Annotated in this window: 22 protein-coding genes; 15 read left to right on the forward strand and 7 right to left on the reverse strand. The window is 70.0% G+C overall.

What is annotated here, in order from left to right; genetic code table 11:
- From G569_RS0126820 to G569_RS51820, 4 genes are all read left to right on the forward strand, one after another.
- On the forward strand, positions 1 to 768 hold a 768-nt coding region (locus tag G569_RS0126820), incomplete at its 5' end, for an extracellular solute-binding protein (RefSeq protein ID WP_028065723.1).
- Between the two features lie 63 nt (positions 769 to 831).
- On the forward strand, positions 832 to 1,773 hold the full coding sequence (locus G569_RS0126825) for a carbohydrate ABC transporter permease (RefSeq protein WP_028065724.1): 942 nt from the start codon (positions 832 to 834) through the stop codon (positions 1,771 to 1,773).
- Positions 1,770 to 2,699, forward strand: a complete 930-nt coding sequence (locus tag G569_RS0126830; RefSeq protein ID WP_028065725.1) for a carbohydrate ABC transporter permease — start codon at positions 1,770 to 1,772, stop codon at positions 2,697 to 2,699. The genes G569_RS0126825 and G569_RS0126830 overlap by 4 nt, the downstream gene beginning before the upstream one ends.
- A complete protein-coding gene (locus G569_RS51820) occupies positions 2,696 to 3,523 on the forward strand; it encodes a carbohydrate ABC transporter permease (RefSeq protein WP_211233091.1) in 828 nt (275 codons plus the stop codon). The genes G569_RS0126830 and G569_RS51820 overlap by 4 nt, the downstream gene beginning before the upstream one ends.
- On the opposite strand, the gene G569_RS51825 is transcribed toward G569_RS51820, so the two are convergent.
- Positions 3,520 to 4,371 (reverse strand): phytanoyl-CoA dioxygenase family protein, encoded by an 852-nt coding sequence (locus tag G569_RS51825; protein ID WP_053227028.1) that lies wholly within the window; start codon positions 4,369 to 4,371, stop codon positions 3,520 to 3,522. The genes G569_RS51820 and G569_RS51825 overlap by 4 nt on opposite strands.
- Here G569_RS51825 and G569_RS0126845 point away from each other — a divergent pair.
- From G569_RS0126845 to tatC, 7 genes are all read left to right on the forward strand, one after another.
- Complete coding sequence (locus G569_RS0126845) at positions 4,370 to 5,170, forward strand: IolE/MocC family protein (RefSeq protein ID WP_028065726.1); 801 nt, start codon at positions 4,370 to 4,372, stop codon at positions 5,168 to 5,170. The genes G569_RS51825 and G569_RS0126845 overlap by 2 nt on opposite strands.
- Positions 5,170 to 6,075 (forward strand): hydroxyacid dehydrogenase, encoded by a 906-nt coding sequence (locus G569_RS0126850; protein WP_037499486.1) that lies wholly within the window; start codon positions 5,170 to 5,172, stop codon positions 6,073 to 6,075. The genes G569_RS0126845 and G569_RS0126850 overlap by 1 nt, the downstream gene beginning before the upstream one ends.
- A 29-nt stretch (positions 6,076 to 6,104) precedes the next feature.
- Entirely contained in the window at positions 6,105 to 6,332 is a 228-nt protein-coding gene (locus tag G569_RS51830) for a hypothetical protein (RefSeq protein ID WP_037499436.1), read from the forward strand.
- A gap of 131 nt (positions 6,333 to 6,463) precedes the next feature.
- Complete coding sequence (locus G569_RS51835) at positions 6,464 to 7,138, forward strand: ferritin-like domain-containing protein (RefSeq protein WP_053227029.1); 675 nt, start codon at positions 6,464 to 6,466, stop codon at positions 7,136 to 7,138.
- Positions 7,139 to 7,151: 13 nt separating this feature from the next.
- The gene (locus G569_RS51840; RefSeq protein ID WP_053227030.1) at positions 7,152 to 7,802 is read left to right on the forward strand and encodes a ferritin-like domain-containing protein; all 651 of its coding nucleotides are present in this window, start codon (positions 7,152 to 7,154) and stop codon (positions 7,800 to 7,802) included.
- A gap of 20 nt (positions 7,803 to 7,822) precedes the next feature.
- Positions 7,823 to 8,002 carry a twin-arginine translocase TatA/TatE family subunit gene (locus tag G569_RS0126870; protein WP_245602564.1) on the forward strand — a complete coding sequence of 60 codons (180 nt, stop codon included), beginning with the start codon at positions 7,823 to 7,825 and terminating at the stop codon, positions 8,000 to 8,002.
- Between the two features lie 4 nt (positions 8,003 to 8,006).
- Positions 8,007 to 8,912 (forward strand): twin-arginine translocase subunit TatC, encoded by a 906-nt coding sequence (gene tatC, locus G569_RS58985; protein WP_053227031.1) that lies wholly within the window; start codon positions 8,007 to 8,009, stop codon positions 8,910 to 8,912.
- Here tatC and G569_RS0126880 read toward each other — a convergent pair.
- The 3 genes from G569_RS0126880 to G569_RS0126890 are packed head-to-tail and all read right to left on the reverse strand — an operon-like array spanning position 8,900 to position 11,060.
- Positions 8,900 to 10,117 (reverse strand): RNA polymerase sigma factor, encoded by a 1,218-nt coding sequence (locus G569_RS0126880; protein ID WP_028065729.1) that lies wholly within the window; start codon positions 10,115 to 10,117, stop codon positions 8,900 to 8,902. The genes tatC and G569_RS0126880 overlap by 13 nt on opposite strands.
- The gene (locus G569_RS0126885) at positions 10,114 to 10,437 is read right to left on the reverse strand and encodes a YciI family protein (protein WP_028065730.1); all 324 of its coding nucleotides are present in this window, start codon (positions 10,435 to 10,437) and stop codon (positions 10,114 to 10,116) included. The genes G569_RS0126880 and G569_RS0126885 overlap by 4 nt, the downstream gene beginning before the upstream one ends.
- Positions 10,438 to 10,439: 2 nt before the next feature.
- Positions 10,440 to 11,060, reverse strand: a complete 621-nt coding sequence (locus G569_RS0126890) for a dihydrofolate reductase family protein (RefSeq protein ID WP_028065731.1) — start codon at positions 11,058 to 11,060, stop codon at positions 10,440 to 10,442.
- A gap of 115 nt (positions 11,061 to 11,175) precedes the next feature.
- Here G569_RS0126890 and G569_RS0126895 point away from each other — a divergent pair, with 115 nt between their 5' ends.
- Positions 11,176 to 11,916 carry an aminoglycoside phosphotransferase family protein gene (locus G569_RS0126895; protein ID WP_028065732.1) on the forward strand — a complete coding sequence of 247 codons (741 nt, stop codon included), beginning with the start codon at positions 11,176 to 11,178 and terminating at the stop codon, positions 11,914 to 11,916.
- A 10-nt stretch (positions 11,917 to 11,926) separates the two neighbouring features.
- Here the strand turns inward: G569_RS0126895 and G569_RS58990 are convergent, their stop codons facing one another.
- Positions 11,927 to 12,613, reverse strand: coding sequence for a YciC family protein (locus tag G569_RS58990; protein ID WP_053227032.1), 687 nt, complete (start codon positions 12,611 to 12,613; stop codon positions 11,927 to 11,929).
- Between the two features lie 64 nt (positions 12,614 to 12,677).
- Here G569_RS58990 and G569_RS0126905 point away from each other — a divergent pair, with 64 nt between their 5' ends.
- Positions 12,678 to 13,235: a dihydrofolate reductase family protein gene (locus tag G569_RS0126905; RefSeq protein ID WP_037499439.1), complete on the forward strand. Its 558-nt coding sequence runs from the start codon at positions 12,678 to 12,680 to the stop codon at positions 13,233 to 13,235.
- Positions 13,236 to 13,366: 131 nt separating this feature from the next.
- Here the strand turns inward: G569_RS0126905 and G569_RS0126910 are convergent, their stop codons facing one another.
- Positions 13,367 to 14,938 (reverse strand): hypothetical protein, encoded by a 1,572-nt coding sequence (locus G569_RS0126910; RefSeq protein WP_028065734.1) that lies wholly within the window; start codon positions 14,936 to 14,938, stop codon positions 13,367 to 13,369.
- Positions 14,931 to 15,662, reverse strand: coding sequence for an ABC transporter ATP-binding protein (locus tag G569_RS51855; protein WP_211233094.1), 732 nt, complete (start codon positions 15,660 to 15,662; stop codon positions 14,931 to 14,933). The genes G569_RS0126910 and G569_RS51855 overlap by 8 nt, the downstream gene beginning before the upstream one ends.
- Positions 15,663 to 15,776: 114 nt before the next feature.
- On the opposite strand from G569_RS51855, the gene G569_RS51860 reads away from it, so the two are divergent.
- Entirely contained in the window at positions 15,777 to 16,394 is a 618-nt protein-coding gene (locus G569_RS51860) for a hypothetical protein (RefSeq protein ID WP_064750460.1), read from the forward strand.
- A gap of 42 nt (positions 16,395 to 16,436) precedes the next feature.
- Positions 16,437 to 18,017 (forward strand): HD domain-containing phosphohydrolase, encoded by a 1,581-nt coding sequence (locus G569_RS0126925; RefSeq protein WP_028065735.1) that lies wholly within the window; start codon positions 16,437 to 16,439, stop codon positions 18,015 to 18,017.
- The last annotated feature ends 68 nt before the right edge of the window (positions 18,018 to 18,085 follow it).

Here is an 18,085-nt window from a genome sequence, read left to right on the forward strand (position 1 = left end):
TTCCCGAAGTCCTACCTGGTCAACATGCCGGGCGGGCAGACGGGCCAGTGGATGGGCCTGTTCTGGCAGGCGGGGGCGCGGCCCTTCACGTCTGATCCCAACAACATGACGGTCAACCTGACCGATCCGAAGATCAAGCAGGTCACGGAGTTCTGGGACAAGCTGTATGCCAACGGCTCGATCTCGCACGACGCCGACTTCAACGACGCCTGGTATCAGGGCTTCTCGAAGGGCAAGTACGCGGGCTGGCTGTCGGCCGCGTGGGGCCCGATCTTCCTGCAGGACTACACCAAGTCCTCCAAGGGCGAATGGGTCGCGCAGCAGCTGCCGCAGTGGGAAGAGGGCAAGACCGTCTCCGGCAACTGGGGCGGCTCGACCCTCGCCGTCCTGAAGGACTCGCCGAACAAGGCCGCCGCGGTCGAGTTCGCACGCTGGATCTTGACCGAGAAGCAGCCGGTCGAGATGTTCTCCTATGACCGGTTCCTGTTCCCGCCGCAGAACAGCATGCTCACCAACGACACCTGGCTGACCAAGAAGTATCCGTTCTACGGCGGCCAGGCGGTCAACAAGACCTACGCACTGATGGCCAACGCCGTCGACAAGAACTGGCAGTGGCCGCCGATCCTCGAGTACGTCGCCACCCAGGGCGACGACATCAAGGGCAAGTCGGTCGATCAGGGCAAGGGCGCCACCGCGGCACTGCAGCCGTGGCAGGACGCCGTTGTCAAATACGCACAGGAGCAGGGCATCAAGGTCGCAGGGCAATAGCGGAACTCCCGGCCCGCCCGCGCGCCGCGCGGGCGGGCCCTCCGCGCGGACTGAACCTCACACATGGCTCAAGCAACGGTCACGAGTTCGTCGGCGGCACGCATCCCCGGCGGTCGCCGGAAGGGCAAGTCGCTCAATCGCCACGGCTTCGCGGGCTTCGCGTTCACGCTGCCGTTCATGGTGCTGTTCCTCGCACTGTTCATCGCACCATTGATCTACGCGCTGTACCTCAGCCTCTACCGCGAGCAGCTCGTCGGCGGCAACTCGTTCGTCGGCCTGGACAACTACAAGGACGGCCTGTCGGACACGGCCTTCACCGACGGCGTCAAGCGGGTGGCGCTGTTCATGATCGTGCAGGTACCGATCATGCTCGCGCTGGCGCTGATCTTCGCGCTGATCATCGACTCTGGGAAGGTCATCTTCGCCCGCCTGTACCGCGTCGGGTTCTTCGTGCCGTACGCCGTGCCGACGGTGATCGCCGCGCTGATGTGGGGCTTCCTGTATGGGCGCGACTTCGGCCCGATCGCCGACGTCGCCAACAAGATCGGCGCGAACCCACCGAACTTCCTCTCCGACCAGTTGATGTTGTGGTCGATCGCGAACGTCTCGACGTGGACGTACACGGGCTACAACATGATCATCTTCTACGCCGCGCTGCGCGCGATCCCGGCGGAGCTCTACGAAGCCGCCGCGGTGGATGGTGCCGGCGCGTTCAGAACGGCGCTCTACGTGAAGCTGCCGCTGTTGCGCCCGGCGATCCTGCTCTGCACGATCTTCTCGGTGATCGGCTCGTTCCAGCTGTTCGCCGAGCCGCGCGTGTTCTATGACATCGCTCCGCAGGTGATCGGCAAGTCGTACACACCGAACCTCTACGTGTACAACCTCGCGTTCGCCGACCAGCGGCTCAACTACGCGGCCGCGCTCTCGTTCATGCTCGGAGCCGTGGTGTTCGTCGTCTCGTTCGTGGTCATGCGGATCTCGACTCGTCAGGGGCAGCAGCTATGAGCGTCCCGACCGTCGCGCCTGACGTCGGCGCCCCCACCAAGACCCGCGTCCGGCGCCGCGCCATGGCGCAGCGCAAGCCCGGCCAGAGCGGCGGGTTGGTCTTCCCGTCCATCTTCATGGTCGCGTTCCTCGTCTACTTCCTGATGCCGCTGTTCTGGCTGGTCGTGGCGTCGACGAAGTCGCTCGACGACCTCTTCAGCTCGTTCGGGCTCTGGTTCGCGGACTTCAACTTCATCCAGAACGTCAAGGACACGTTCGCGCAGGACAACGGCGTGTTCTGGGACTGGCTGCGCAACACGTTCATGTACTCGATCGTGAGCGCGGTCGGCGCGGCGCTGCTGGCGGCGCTCGCCGGCTACGGGTTCGCCAAGTTCTCCTTCCGCGGCAAGAACCTGCTGTTCTGGTTCGTGCTCGGTTCGGTGATGGTGCCGACGACGGCGTTGGCGATCCCGACGTACCTGATGTTCTCCAAGCTCGGGTTCACCAACAACCCGCTCTCGGTCATCCTGCCGTCGCTGGTCTCGCCGTTCGGGATCTACCTGATGCGCATCTACGCGGAGGCCGCGGTGCCGTCGGACCTGATCGAGGCGGCGCGCATCGACGGCGCGGGCGAGTTCCGGATCTTCCGGCAGATCGCCTTCCGCCTGTTGGCACCGGGCTTCGTGACGGTGCTGTTGTTCACGTTCGTCGCGACCTGGAACAACTACTTCCTGCCACTGGTGATGCTGTCCCAGCCGAAGTGGTATCCGCTCACCGTCGGCCTGCAGCAGTGGAATTCGCAGGCCACCGCCGGCGGCGGCGCGACCTCGGCCTTCAACATCGTCATCACCGGGTCGCTGATCTCGATCATCCCGCTGATCCTCGCCTTCGTCTTCCTGCAGCGCTACTGGCAGAGCGGCCTCGGTAGCGGCGGCGTCAAGGGGTGAGACGCAGCTCTGGGCGTGGAGGCGGCACGTTCGCCTCCACGCTCTTCATGCTGGCCTTCCTGGTCTACTTCGCGCTGCCGTTGTTCTGGCTGGTGGTGGCGTCGACGAAGCAGACCAGCGACCTCTTCAACGGCTTCGGCTTGTGGTTCGCGTCCGAGAACCACTTCGTCGACAACGTGCGGCGGTTGTTCGAGATCCGGACGTTGGACGGCGGCACCTACGTGGTGTGGCTGCGCAACTCGTTCTTCTACTCGGTGACGAGCGCGGTCATCGCGGGCCTGTCCGCCGCTCTGGCGGGCTACGGGTTCGCCAAGTACTCGTTCCGTGGGCGCGGGGCGTTGTTCTGGCTGATCCTCGGGTGCGTGATGGTGCCGACGCAGGCCTTGGCCGTCCCGACCTGGCTGATGTTCGCCGAGATCGACCTGACCAACAGCCCGCTGTCGGTGATCCTGCCGTGCTCGGTCTCGCCGTTCGGGGTGTATCTGATGCGGATCTACGCCGAGCGGGCGATCGACTCGGCGCTGATCGAGGCGGCCCGCTTGGACGGTGCGGGCGAGTGGCGGATCTTCCGCTCGATCGCCTTCCGCCTGCTCGCCCCGGGGATGGTCACCGTGATGCTGTTCGCGTTCGTGCAGACGTGGAACAACTACCTGCTGCCGTTGCTGATGCTTTCGGAGTCGAAGTGGTATCCGCTGACGATCGGGCTGACGCAGATCGGCTACGAGTCGATCGTGGGCTCACTGATCGCGATCGTACCGATGATCGCGGCGTTCGTGCTCCTGCAGAAGTTCTGGCAGAGCGGGCTCGCCGCCGGGTCCAGCTAGCAGATGCGGCCTTCTTTGGCCTGCAGGCCGTGACCGATCGGGTCTTCGCCGACCCACCTCGGATCGATCGGCTGGTTCGCCGGTTGGTAGCGGGAGTCGGTCGAGAGGCGCAGCGGGTCGAGCTCGTTGTCGGTGCCGGCGTGGACGGTGCGCATGGTGAAGATCAGGACGTCGCCCATGCGGTAGTGCGCGGTCAGCCAGCGGGTGCTCCAGTCGTCGGCGAGCTGGTGCGGGTCCTCGGTGATCTCGCCGTTCCAGTCGGTCTGGTCGCGCCAGTGCTCCCACCTCATGGCGCCGCTCGTGACCTTGTCGGCGTTGGGGCCGTTCTCGCAGTAGCTGTCGACGTCCTGCCGGAGGTAGTCGGCGAGCCGTTCCTGCGAGAGCTTGTGGCTGTTCTCGAGGACCATCAGCCCGCCGGCGCGGATCGGGAGGTCGCCGAACGGGATCCAGGCGGTGAGGACGTCGGGGGTGCCGCGGCCCATGAAGACCGTGTCGCAGTGCGGCGGGATGCCGTGACTCGGCGGCTGGTGGCGCAGCCAGATGAAGTCGTAGCTGCGGGCCTCGGTCGCGAAGAGGTCGTCGAAGAAGCCCATGATGCGCGGGCCGTGGATGACCTGCTGCATCGCCGCGCTGCGCATCGGATAGGTCTGCGTGAGCTCGGGCTGCGCGAGCAGGTCCTCGCGGCCCCTGATGACCTCGTCGCGGTCGAGCAGGCCGCGGATGAAGAGATAGCCGTCTCTCTTGAGGTTGGCGTCGAGGTCGTCGTGCGGGCTCGACTCGGTGAGGAGCCCGAAGTCGGTGAGCCGGCGCCCGCGGGCGGCCGGGCCTAGGCTGTCGATGACCGCCATGCCGACACCGTACCTCAGCCTCGGTCTCTGCTCGGTGACGCTGCGCGCATGTTCGATCGACGAGGTCGTGGCGGTCGCTTCGGGCGCGGGGTTGGAGTGCATCGAGTGGGGCGGCGACGTGCACGTCCCGCCGGGCGATCTGGACGCCGCGCGGCGGGCGCGCTCGGCCACGCTGGCGGCGGGTCTCCGGGTCGCGTCCTACGGCTCCTACTGGCGCTGCGCGGGCGATTTCGCGCCGGTGCTCGCGTCCGCGCGAGCGTTGGGCGCCCCGCGGGTGCGGATCTGGGCGGGACAGACCGCGTCCGCAGACGCCTCACCGACGCAGCGCGACGAGATCGCCGCGGCTGCGCGCGCCGCCGCGGCGCTGGCCGCCGCCACGCCGCCGCCAGCCGCCGCCACGCCGCCGCCCGCCGCGGCCACGCCGCCCGCCCCCGCGGCCTCGCCGCCCGCCCCCATCGCCCTCGCGTTCGAGCTCCACGGCGGCACGCTCACCGACACCTTCGACTCCGCGCTCGCCCTCGTGGAGGCGTCGGGGGTTCCCTGCTACTGGCAGCCGCCGCAATCGATGCCCGACGACTCGGCGCTCGCCGGGCTGCGCGCGCTGCCGGGCGTCCCGGCGGTGCACGTCTTCTCGTGGTGGCCGGGCAGCACGCGGCTGCGGCTGCGCGAACGCGCCGCGTTGTGGCGCGCGGTCTTCGAGATCTTCAGGAGCGGCGACGCGCTGCTCGAGTTCGTGCCCGATGACGATCCGGCGCTGGTCGCGGAGGAGGCGGAGGCGTGTCGCGCGTTGCTGTCGTGATGATGATGCGGGCGGACCTGCCCGCGCGGCTCTTCGACGAGGCGCGGCTCGCCGCCGTCGCCGACCTGGTCGCCTTGGAGCACGCCGAGGTCGTGCTGAGCGGGTGGGGCTGCCCGCCGCTGGACGCGATGTTGCTGGCGCAGGCGCCGGAACTGCGGGCGATCGTCCACGCCGCCGGCGGCGTCAAGGGCCATGTCACCGACGCCTGCTGGGACCGCGGGCTGCTCGTCTCGACCGCCGCGGGGGCGAACGCCGAGCCCGTCGCCGAGTACACGCTCGCCCGCATCCTGCTCGCCAACAAGGCCACCGACCGGCTGGCCCGCGAGTACCGCGCCCGCCGCTCCTCGATCGACCTGATCGGCGAGTTCCCCGGCATCGGCAACCTCGGCAAGACGGTCGGCATCATCGGCCTCTCGCGGATCGGGGCGAGGGTCGTCGAGCTGCTCCGCCCGTTCGACCTCGAGGTCCTGGTCAGCGACCCGTACGTCGAGGGCAGCGTCGAGCTCGACGACCTGCTGCGCGCGAGCGACGTCGTCAGCCTCCACGCCCCGAGCCTCCCGGAGACCCGCCACATGCTCGACGCCCGCCGCCTCTCGCTGATGCGCGACGGCGCCACCCTCATCAACACCGCCCGCGGTGCCTTGATCGACCAGGACGCCCTCGTCGCCGAGCTCGTGACCGGCCGCATCGACGCTGTCATCGACGTGACAGAACCCGAAGTCCTCCCCGCGGAGTCGCCCCTGTACGACCTCCCGAACGTCGTCCTCACCCCCCACGTCGCGGGCGCGATGGGCGTCGAGGTCAGCCGCCTCGGCAACTCCGCCCTCGCCGAGCTCGAGCGCTACGCCCGCGGCGAGCCCTTCGCCCACCCGGTCACCCGCGCCGACCTCGCCCGCATCGCCTAGCGGCGCGGCAATCGGGCACACTTCGACGCATGACCATGCGAACCCTTGATCTGCAGCGACGTGCGGCGGGCGAGCGAGCGGATGAGTTGCTCGATCGCCTGCAGATCTCGGTTCCGGAGGACCGGCGCGTGCGGTGGAACGAGTCGGGCCATGCGCGAATCGAGCTGCCGCACGAGCGTGACGACGCGCGTGAGTACCTCGCCGCCCAACTCGCCGCGCTCGGTGACGACTGGGCGGAGCACATCGTGATCCTCTGACGCTCAGTCGAGGGCGCGCGGTACCCCTCTTGCGCGACGGTTGAAACGTCGCCGCACCGCTCGGTGTCGTGGAACCGACGTTCTCATTTGCAGGGTGATCCGGTCGTCGTGGTCGGGGCGCAGCACCCGGCATGTCAGATGAACTCAACATCGTCGACTTCGATGGCGATGAGGCCGTGGCAGAGGCCGTGGCGGGGTTGGACGAGCACGCGAGCACGCGCTCGGGGCTGTTGAAGGCGGGCGCCGGAGCGCTGGCCGGGCTGGGCGCGGTCTCGCTGTTGCGTCCGGGTTCCGCGGCGGCGCGCTCAGGCGGCTCGAAGGCCAACGACATCAAGATCCTCAACTACGCGCTGACGCTCGAGTACCTCGAGGCGGCGTTCTACGCCGAGGCGCTGCGCGTCGGCGGCTACACGGGGGCGGTGGGGACGTTCGCGTCCACGGTCGCGGCGCACGAGGCCACGCACGTGGCGACGATCAAGGGCGTCCTCGGGGCCAAGGCCGTGAAGAGCCCGAACTTCGACTTCAAGGGCACGACGCGCAAGTGGAGCACGTTCCTGCGCACCGCGAAGGTGCTCGAGGACACGGGTGTCGCCGCCTATCAGGGGCAGGCGCCGCTGATCCATCAGAACGCGGTGCTGGCGCCGGCGGGCGCGATCCTCGCGGTCGAGGCCCGGCACGCGGCGTGGGTGCGGGACCTGCTCTACGCCGGCAAGTCGGTCAAGCCCGCGCCGGAGGCGTTCAGCACGCCGATGTCGATGTCACAGGTCCTCAGCGCGGTCAAGAAGACCGGCTTCATCAAGGCCTAAGCGGAGGAATCTCATGGCACGAATCGATCTCACCGATGTGGTCGCCTTCGACACCGACGGGGCGCTGCAGGAGACGGCCGAGCGCGCGGAGCGACACTCCCGGCGCGGGTTCCTGAAGGGCACGGGGCTCGCTCTCGGCGGCGCAGTCGCCGCGGGCGCGGGCTTCCCGGCGCTTGCCGGCGCGGCGTCCAAGGGCGACGTCGCGATCCTGAACTTCGCGTTGACGCTGGAGTACCTGGAGTCCAACTTCTACGCGTCGGCGCTCAAGCACGCCGGCCTGAGCGGCGAGCTGGAACGCTTCGCCCGGCTCGTGCACCAGCACGAGGTCGCGCACGTGGCGGCGCTCAAGAAGGCGCTCGGCAGCGCAGCGGTCAAGCACCCGACGTTCGACTTCGGCGCGACGACGCGCAGCCCTGGCGCGTTCACGGCGACCTCGATCAAGCTCGAGGACACGGGCGTGATGGCCTACCAGGGCCAGGCGCCGTTCATCAAGAGCCAGGACGTGTTCAAGGCGGCGATCTCGATCCACCCGGTCGAGGCGCGCCACGCGGCCTGGATCCGCCAGATCGCGCACCAGTCCCCGGCGCCCGCGTCGTTCAATCCGGCCCTGACCAAGAGCCAGGTGCTCGCGGCGGTCAAGGCAACCGGCTTCATCAAGGGCTGACCATGCCGAACATCGGACCGATGGAGCTGATCGTCGTGCTGGCGATCGCGCTGATGGTGCTCGGCCCCAAGCGACTGCCGCAGGCCGGCAAGTCGCTCGGCCGCGGGATTCGCGAGTTCAAGGGCGCGATCACCAGCGACGACCGCGACCACGACGAGGACGAGGACGAGGCCAAGCCTGAGCGCGAGCGGGTCGCCTGACGCGATGTCCGCGTTCCCGCTACGCCCGGTCGCCTTTGGCGACGAGCTGTCGCTCACGGACCACCTGAGCGAGCTGCGCACACGTCTGTTCGTGTGCGTGGCCGCGCTGGTGGTCCTGTTCGGCGGCTGCCTGTGGCAGAGCCGAGCGCTGCTGACGGTGCTCGACCGGCCGTTGGCGTCGATTGACACCCCCACGCCCGCTCAGGCCCCGTTGCGGACCGCCCTGGACCGCAGCGCGCGGGCGTTCTCGGCACTGTCGCACGCGCAGACCCTGAACCCCACCGACCGCCGCGCCGTCGTCGTCGCCGCGCAGTCGCTGAGCAGCGCGACTCGCTCGCTCGGCGAGCGCAAGCCGATCACGATCGGGCTCGGCGAGCCGTTCTCAACCTCGGTGACAGTGGCGTTCGCGTTCGCGCTGATGCTGGCCTCGCCGCTGCTGTTGTGGCAGCTGTGGGCGTTCATCGCCCCCGCGGTCGCGCCGGAGGACCGACGCGCGGTCCGACCGCTCCTCGCGCTGGCACCGGCGCTGCTGATCGGCGGCGTGGTGTTCGCGTACGAGCTCGTGCTCCCGCCGGCCGTTCGTTTCCTGCAGGGCTTCAACAGCGGCGCCTTCGACGCGCTCGTGCAGGCCAAGGACTACTACCACTTCGAGCTGTTGACGATGCTCGCGCTCGGCGCGATCTTCCAACTGCCCGTGGTCATGCTCGTCCTCGGACGAGCCGGGCTGCTCAGCGCGCAGACCCTGCGCACCCAGCGCCGCTACGCGATCGTGGGCCTCGCGGCACTCGCCGCGGCGCTGCCCGGTACCGACCCGGTCACGACGATGCTCGAGATCGTCCCGCTGATCGGGCTGTACGAGCTCAGCATCGTCCTGCTGCGCATCAGCGAACGGCGACGCTACGGCAGCTGATCGCGGCGGCGGGTCAGGGAAGCGGTCTCGGCGGTGTTGCCCGCGAGCTCGATGGCTCTGTCGTAGGCCGCGCGCGACTCATGCCCGCGGCCCAGCCGGCGCAGCAGGTCGGCGCGGGTGGCGTGGTAGGCGTGATAGCCGGCCAGCTTGTCCTCGAGACGGTCGACGTCCGCCAGTGCCACCTGCGGGCCGTCGAGCTCGGCGACCGCGATGGCCCGGTTGAGGGCGATGATCGGCGAGGGGTCGAGGCGGACGAGCTGGTCGTAGAGGGCGAGGACCTGCGACCAGTCGGTGTCACGCATGTCGCGGGCGGACGTGTGCACGGCGTTGATCGCGGCGAGGATCTGGTAGCGGCCCGGTGCCACCCCGGCGGCGAGGCGCTCGCGTACCAGCCGATGCCCCTCGGCGATCAGCTCGACGTCCCACGCCCCGCGGTCCTGCTCGTCGAGGGCGACGAGCTCGCCGCCGGCCGACACCCGGGCGGGGCGGCGGGCCTCGGTGAGGAGCATCAGCGCCAGGAGCCCGGCGGCCTCACCGTCGTCCGGCAGGAGCGCACGGACCAGGCGGGTGAGCCGGATCGCCTCGGCGGTCAGGTCGTGACGCACGGGATCGGTGTCCGGGCCGGTCGCCAGGTAGCCCTCGTTGAACACGAGAAAGAGGACGGCGAGGACGCCGGAGACGCGTGCCGGGAGATCCTCGGCGTCCGGCACGCGATAGGGGATCCGAGCCGCTTTGATCTTGGCCTTCGCGCGGGTGATCCGCTGCCCCATGGCGGCCTCGGTCACCAGGAACGCGCGGGCGATCTCAGGCATCGTGAGCCCGCCGACCATGCGCAATGTCAGCGCCAGGCGGGCATCCATCGCCAGCGCCGGGTGACAGCAGGTGAAGATCAGCCGGAGCCGGTCGTCGTCGATCGGGCCGAGCGGTTCGGGCGGGTCGTCGTCGTGCACCATCCGAGCCTCCCTGTGCTTGTCGTCGCGCTTGTTCTCGCGCCGGATCCGGTCGATGGCCTTGTTGTTGGCGGTTGTGGTCAGCCACGCGCCGGGATTGGGCGGCACCCCGGCGGCCGGCCACCGCTCGACGGCGGTCGCGAACGCCTCGGCCGCCGCCTCCTCGGCGATGTCGAGGTCACCGAATCGTCTCGCCAGGGCGGCGACGACCCGGGCCCACTCCTCCTGGTGGGCCCGGGTGATCGCCTCGCTCACAGGAACGGCCGCACCTCGACCTTGCGATTGCAGGCCTTCGACCCCTCGGTGGCGAGCTTGAGCGCCACGTCGAGGTCGGGGGCCTCGATGACCCAGAAGCCGGCGAGGTACTCCTTGGACTCCAGGAACGGCCCGTCGGTGACCACTGCCTCCCCACCCCGGTTGTCGATGACGGTGGCCGTGTCGGGGAAGGCGAGGCCGCCGGCGAAGACCCAGTGGCCGTCGGCCTGGAGCCGGTCGTTGAAGACGTCGATCGACGCCATCTCCTCCTCGGTGCCGAGTGACGTCTGGTCGTGGATCACGCTGAGCAGGTATTGCATCGTCACACCTTTGCGTACTGCGGGCGGCCGGCGGGCCGGAAGACCTGCATCACCACGCCCTGCGAGTCGACGCGCGACCCGACGAGCTCGAGCGCGAGGTCCGGGCCGGTCTCCGGGAACAGCCGCGCGCCCTGGCCGACGACCACGGGAACGACCATCAGCGTCAGCTCGTCGACCAGGTCGTTCTCGAGCAGCCACCGGATCAGCGTGCCACTGCCGTGCACCTGCAGCTCACCCCCCGGCTTGGCCTTCAGCTCCGCGATGGCGGTCGCCAGGTCGCCCGACAGGACGGTGGTGCCCGCCCACGCGGGGTCGGCGAGCGTGGTCGATGCCACGTACTTCGGCCGCGTGTTCAACGCGTCCAGGACGGGCTCCCAGCCGGGCACATCCGCGGCCGTCCAGGATCCCCACGAGCCGGCGAACAGCTCGTAGGTCCGCCGGCCGAACAGGAAGGCGTCGGCGCGCGCGTAGGTCTCCTTGATGTACGTGTGGGTGTTGTCGTCACCGGCACCGAGCGCCCACCCGCCGCGCTCGAATCCGTTCCTGCGGTCCTCTTCCGACGCACCGCCATTGCCCTGCACCACGCCGTCGATGGTGATCTGGGTCATGGTGGTCAGCTTCATGATCGTGGCTCCTTGTGCGGTGGCGCCGCCCTCTCGTGGGCGGCCTCACCCCTGCAACGAACGCCCTCGCCCCGATCCGACAACCCTTCCGAATTTCTTTTGAAATGATCGCCGCGTGGATGAGGTCAGAGTCCTCGTCGCCCACAGCGAGCGGGCGACCCTGCGCGTCGGCGACGTATTCCTGAAGATCGATGCCGATCAGACGCACATCGACGTCGAGGTCGAGGCGATGGCCCTCGCGCCGGTCCCGACGCCGGCGGTCCTCTGGAGCAAGCCGCCCGTGCTCGCGCTCGCGGCCGTTGAAGGAACGGCGCTCGGCCGCCTCGGCGAGCCGTCCCCCGCGTCGCCGGCGGCGTGGGCGGCGGCGGGTGCCGCGGTGCGGCGGCTTCACGACGCGCCGCTGCCGCCGTGGCCAGGCCGCACCCGTGAGGAGCTGGAGGCGGACCTCGATCGCGAATGCGCGTGGCTGATCGCCGAGGACGTCCTCCCCACCGACCTCGTGACGCGCAACCGTGAGGTCGCCGCGGCCGCGCTCCGGCCGTGGACGCCCGTGTTCATCCACGGCGACCTGCAGATCACGCATGTGTTCGTCGACGGCGACGACGCGGTCACCGGCGTGATCGACTGGTCCGAGGCGAGCCGGGGCGACGCCCTCTTCGATCTCGCGATCTTGACGCTCGGACACGAGGAGCACCTGGACGACGTCCTCGCCGGCTACGGCACGGAGGTCGACCGCGACGTGATCCGCGGGTGGTGGTCGCTGCGGAGCCTGTCGGTGATCCGCTGGCTGGTCGAGCACGGGTTCGACCCGTCCGCGCCCGGCTGCGAGGTCGACGTGCTCCGCGCCCGGATGTGAGCCGACCCTTCTACGGCAATGGCGTCTCGGCCGCGCCGCGCACCTGCAGGAGCGCGAAGTAGAGCACCGAGGTCGTGAGCGCCGCCACCGGTTGCGTGAGCGCGCTGAAGATCCAGCCCAGGAGGGCGCGGCCGGCGTCCCCGAGCACCACCCCGAGCAGTGCTGCCGCGACCGTGGCCGCGACGACGAGCAGGAACACGAGCACGATCGCGCCGAAGACGGGCCACGCATTGCCGCGCACCAGTTCCCAGCTGCGGCCGAAGGCGCTGAACACGCCCGGCCGCTCGATCACGGTCACGGGCGCCACCACGGACCAGAACGTCAGCAGGAACAGGCCCGGGACGATGCACAGCACGAAGCCGATGCCGATCCCGATACCCGCGAGGATCGAGACGCCGATCAGCGGCAGCAGCACCGGCGACACACTGCCGAACAGCTCTCCCACCGAGCTGTCGCGCCGGCCGTCCTGCACGTCGCGAACCAGCTGCACGACCATGCCGTTGTAGAGCGTCGCGAGCACGAGCGAGACCACGGCCGAGACCAGCGCCAACAGGCCATGGTCGAACACCCAGCTCACGACGGCGTCGATGGCGAACACGACCAAGGCGGCCGGCACCAGGACGCCGAACTGGTCGCGGTAGATCTGAAACGCCCGGCCGATGATTTCGAAAGGCGATATCGCGCGCACGAGCCACACGCTACAGGGCGTGGGGGACGCCGCGTGCCGATGAGTTCACGCGAGCGGGTAGGTCTGTACCGACATGAGCGATCGAAAAGTGGTTCTCAAGATGGTCGTGTCCCTCGACGGGTTCGCCACCAGCCCCGACGGGACCCATGGATGGATGTTCGAGTTCTTCGGCGACGACTCGGGTGAGTGGAACCTCCGGGCGCTCGAGGAGGCCGGCGTTCACGCGATGGGCCGCCGCAGCTACGAGATCATGGGCCCGCACTGGGCCGCGTCCGAAGGGCCGATCGCGTCCGCGATGAACGAGAAGCCGAAGGCCGTCTTCTCGCGGACCCTGGAGAAGGCGGACTGGGGACCGGTCGAGATCTTCGGCGACGACCTTGCCGCGGCGATCGCGGACCTCAAGGCCCGCGACGACGCGGGGACGATCCTGGTCCACGGCGGCCCGGGCTTCGCCCAGTCGCTGACCCGCCTGGGCCTCGTCGACGAGTACCAGCTGATGACGGTCCCGATCGCGATCGGCGCGGGGCGCAGCCCGTTCGCCGAGCTAGGAGAGCATCTGAAGCTGGACGTCGTCAAAGAGGAACGCTTCAAGAGCGGCGCCCTCGGGCAGATCCTGGTGCCGAAGCGATGAGCAGGCGCGGCTGCGCCGGTCGTCGATCGGATCCCAGATCGCGAACAGGAGCAGGCTCAGGTCGCCATGTCCCCGGGCCGCGAACCAGGCGGCCCACTCCTCTGCGCTCATTCTGAAATCGCGTTCGAGCATCACGGAGCGAACTTCTGGGCGGCCAGGCCACGGGCGAGCACGCTCGGCAGGAGCACCAACACGATGACGAACGTCGGCACTGAAGACGGGCCGTCGTTGACGACGATGCCGATCGTCGCCGCACAGGTGACAGCCGCAACCAGCGGCCAGAGAATGATCCACCCGAAGATCAGACCGACGCTCATGCCACTCGTGTCGCCGTAGGTGGCCGCGAGCAGGCTCGGCGGGAGCCGGCCGCCGCGGCGGCTCGAGAGTGCCGCGCACAGCGTGATCGTGGGGGTGGCGAGCACGGCCAGGACCACAGCGGCGCCACCGTGGTCGGGCAGCGCGCCCGCCGCGGCGCAACCGGCGACCGCCAGCAGCGCACCGACCACGACGACCGCCAGCGGGACGAGCGCGTGTTGGACGAGCACCTTGCCGATCGGTGCGCGGAGCAGCACGCGGACGCGTCCGGGCTTGTCGACCTCCGCCCGCAGCGGCTCGAGGAGCCGCGAGGCGCCGGCGTAGATCGCCAGCGCACCGGCGCCGACGGCCACGGGATGGGCGCCGTTGACCAGGCAGACCGCGGTCCCGCCCGCGGCCAGCACGAGCGCCTCGGCGAGCCGTTGCGGGACGGCCAGCGCGGCGACCGCGTCGCGCCAGGCGATCGTCAGGCGCGATGAACGTGGCGGCTTGAGACGATTGGCGCCGCGTGCCGCGACCGGCCCGGTGCTCACCGCCGTGAGGCTTCGCCGGACGTAGCGGGCGTTCATGGAGTAGATCGCCGCGACCGCGCCGCCGCGAGCTTCGGCGCGCACGAGGTGACGCTCGGTCGGCGTCGCGCCGCGGCGGCGGACGGCGAGCGTGGTGATCGCCGCGGTGAGCGCGGCCAACAGCACGACGGCGACCGGCCACGCGGCGGCGGTCCCGGCCAGCGGCTGGACGGCCCACCCCCACGGTCCCGACCACAGCGCGATGTGACGGCCGGTGGTCGAGGAGTCCGCGAGCACGACCAACCCGCCCGCGATCACGACCGCGGGCCAGGCGGCGCGACGCGTGGCGCGATCGACCCGCTCGGAGCCCGCCACGAGCGCCGCGCCGACGACGCCGAGCAGACCGAAGATCGCGCTCGCGACCACGAAGCCCGCCGCGCGCACGGCGTCGATCCCGCGATGGTCACCGGCGACGCCGACCAGGACGAGCCCGCCGACGACCGCAGCCGCGCCCGTCCACGCCAGCAGCCCTCGGATCAGGCGCCCCAGGACCAACTCCGCGCGGCGCAGCGGCGCGCCGAGCAGGTGGGTGATGTCGGCGACGCTGAAGACCACCGGGCCCTGGACCGCGCCCCAGCGCACGACCGCCAGCAGCGCGACGAGCGCGATCGACGGTCCCCAGATGCCGACCGCGTGCGGCGTCGCGACCTCGGACAGCGCCGTGCTCACCGTCCCGTAGACCAACGGTCCGCCGATCGCCAGCGTGATGAACACGTAGTACGCGGGCTCCAGTCGCTTGAGCAGCGTCGGCGGCGCCTGCACGACGTGCCAGAAGCGACGGATGTCACTGACGCGCGTTCGGGCGACGAGCTCAGGCATCGGCGGGAAGCCAACCGCGCTCGGCGGCCCGCTTGCGAACCGCGGCCCACGGGCCGTGGTCGAGCACCTCGCCCTCGCCGAGGACGATCGCCCGATCGGCGACACCATCGGCGAACGCCATCTGGTGCGTCGTCAGCAGGACCGCGGTGCCGCTCGCCTTGGCCTCGAGCAGCAGCTCGACCAGCAGCGCCTGCGACGGCGGATCGAGCCCGACCACGGGCTCGTCCAGAACCAGCAGCTTCGCGGGCCGGATCAGCGCACACGCCAAGCCGGTCTTCTGCTTGAGGCCGCGCGACAGCTCGGCGGGCAGGAAGTCCGCGCGATGCGAGAGACCGAGACGTTGGAGCAACCCGTCGATCCGCTCCTCGATCCCGTCGTCGCTCACGCCGTGCGCGAGCGCGACCAGCGACAGGTGCTGCCGGACCGTGAGGTCGTCATAGAGCATCGGCGTGTCGGGGACGAGCGCGAGCGCGGCGCGAGCGGCTTCGGCGTCCGGCTCGCTGTGCGGGTCGTGGCCGCAGACACGCACCGTGCCCTCGGTCGGCTCCAACAGCCCGGAGATCGTCCGGACCGCGGTGGACTTCCCCGAGCCATTGGCGCCGATCAGCGCCACGCACTGGCCCGACTTGAGCTCGAGGTCGAAATGGGCGAGGCCGACGAGGCGACCGTAGTGGCGCGCCAGCCCGGTGACCTGCAACGGGATCGCGACGGGGGCGGCAGACACTCGCACCAGTCTGACGACGGCTGCGCCCGACACGATCGCCGTCTCTCATCTTGAGCGAGATCCTCCGAGTCGGGTGATGGCGACAAGGCCCCCCACGCGAGATGCTGCGTGGCGATGACGGCCATCCACCCCGACCGCACACCACCCGTCGCTTCGAGCCGGCGCCGCGAGCGCTGGATGGCGGCCCTGTTCGCGATCGGATCGACGTGCTTCCTCGTCGGGCCCTTCCCGGGCTACGTCGGACTCGTCGGACCAGAGGCCGACGCGGTGACGTTCTTCGTCGGCTCGATCTTCTTCACCGGCGGCGGGGCGCTGCAGTCCTGGCTGGCGTTCCCCGACCGTCGCGGCGCGGGCCGCGCCGCATGGTGGGCGGCGATCATCCAGTCCGCGGGCACGCTGTTCTTCAACGTCACGACGTTCCTGGCCCTGAGCACGACGCTGTCGAATCCCGAATACGACCGGCTCGTCTGGCGCCCGGACGCCTTCGGCTCGATCTGTTTCCTCGTCTCGGGCGCGATCGCGTTCAAGGCCGCCGACCGCCGCTGGTGGCAGCCGGCGATCAACCTGCTCGGGTGCGTGTTCTTCGGTGTGTCGGCGATCGCCGGCTACGCCGTGCCGGACACAGGCTCCGAGATCGACCTGGCCGCCGCGAACTGGAACACCGCTGCCGGCGCCGCGTGCTTCCTCGCGTGTGCGGTCGCGGGACTGCGAGGGCGGAGCGGCGACGCTTGAGGCGGGCGTCGGGTCTCGCCGTGGCCATAGGCTGCTCGTGACATGTCCTCGGTGGCACGGGACAGGGTTGGTCTGGCGGAACTCGTCGCGTTGCTGTCGCTGGGCACCGACCTGGGGCTCGGGCAGCCGATGGAGCACATGATCCGCGCATGTCTGATCGCGCTGCGGCTGGGCGAGCGGCTGGGTCTGACGGAGTCAGAGCGAGGCGTGGTCTACTACTCGGGACTGCTGGCGTGGGTCGGGTGTCACACCGATGCGTATGAGCAGGCGAAGTGGTTCGGGGACGACACCACGCTCAAGCGCGACGCGCACTACCTCTACGACATGGGCAGGGTCGGGCCGGCGATCTCGTTCGTTCTCACGCATGTCGGCGGGCCTGAGCGATCGCCGGCGGCGCGCACCCGGGTCGGGATGGCGTTCATCGCCGAGGGGCGGCGCGCGATGCGGGCACTCGCGGAGAACCACTACCGCGCGACCGACGAGCTGGTCGAGCGTCTCGACCTCGGCGAGGACGTGCGCAAGAGCCTCAGGCAGACCTACGAGCGCTGGGACGGCCGGGGCGCATACGGGATGAGGGGCGAGGAGATCGCGCTCAGCTCGCGGCTGATCAATCTCGCCGACGTCGTCGAGGTGTTCGCGCGCGCCGGCGGCGTCGAGGCGGCGATCACCGTGGCCAGAGAGCGCAGCGGCACGCAGTTCGATCCGGAGTTGGTCGACGCGTTCTGCGATCAGGCGCCGATCGTTCTGGCCGAGCTCGATCACGCGCCGAGCTGGGAAGCCGTGATCGCGGCCGAGCCGGCGCTGGGGAGGGAGATCGCGGGCGAGGAGCTCGACCGCGCGCTCGAGTCGATCGGCGAGTTCGCCGAGTTGAAGTCGCCCGACATCATGGGTCACGTCCACGCCGTCCGAGGCTTGGTCACCGAAGCGGCGACGAGCTTCGGCCTCCCGGACGCCGACCTGGCCGATCTGCGGCGAGCGGCCTGCGTCTATGACCTCGGTCGGCTGGGCGTGCCGAACACGGTCTGGGACAAGCCGGGGCCGCTGACCCGTTCGGAGCTGGAACGGGTGCGCACGCATCCGTACCTGGGTGAGCGGATGCTCGCGTTCGCGCCATCGCTGGACGGCCTCGGCAGGATCGCGGTCCAGCATCACGAGCGACTCGACGGCTCCGGCTATCCCCGTGGCCTGTCCGGCGATCAGATCGAGCCGACCGTGCGGTTGCTGGCCGCGGCGGACGTCTACCAGGCGCTGCGCGAGCCGCGTCCGCACCGGCCGGCTCGCGCCGCGCAGGACGCGGCAGGCGAGCTGCGCCGAGAGGTCACCGCCGGACGGCTCGACGGCGACGCGGTCGACAGCGTCCTGCGGGCCGCGGGCCACAAGGTCGGGCGTCGGCGCGAGTGGCCCGCGGGCCTGACGACGCGCGAACTCGAAGTACTCAGGCTGTTGGCCCGAGGACTGTCGAACAAACAGATCGCCGCGGAGCTGGTGATCTCACCGAAGACCGCCGGCAGCCACGTCGAACACATCTACCGCAAGATCGACGCGTCCAACCGCGCCCAGGCCAGCCTGTTCGCGCTGCGCCACGGACTGATGCGCGGCGCGCCCGCACCGGACGACGCATAGACCCGCCTCCAAAGATCGGGCGAATGCCCGATGCCGTCTACGCGCCCGGTTGCGAGCCTGCCCGCATC

The sequence above is a fragment of the Solirubrobacter soli DSM 22325 genome, from assembly GCF_000423665.1.
In the GTDB taxonomy this organism is placed as follows: Bacteria; Actinomycetota; Thermoleophilia; order Solirubrobacterales; family Solirubrobacteraceae; genus Solirubrobacter; species Solirubrobacter soli.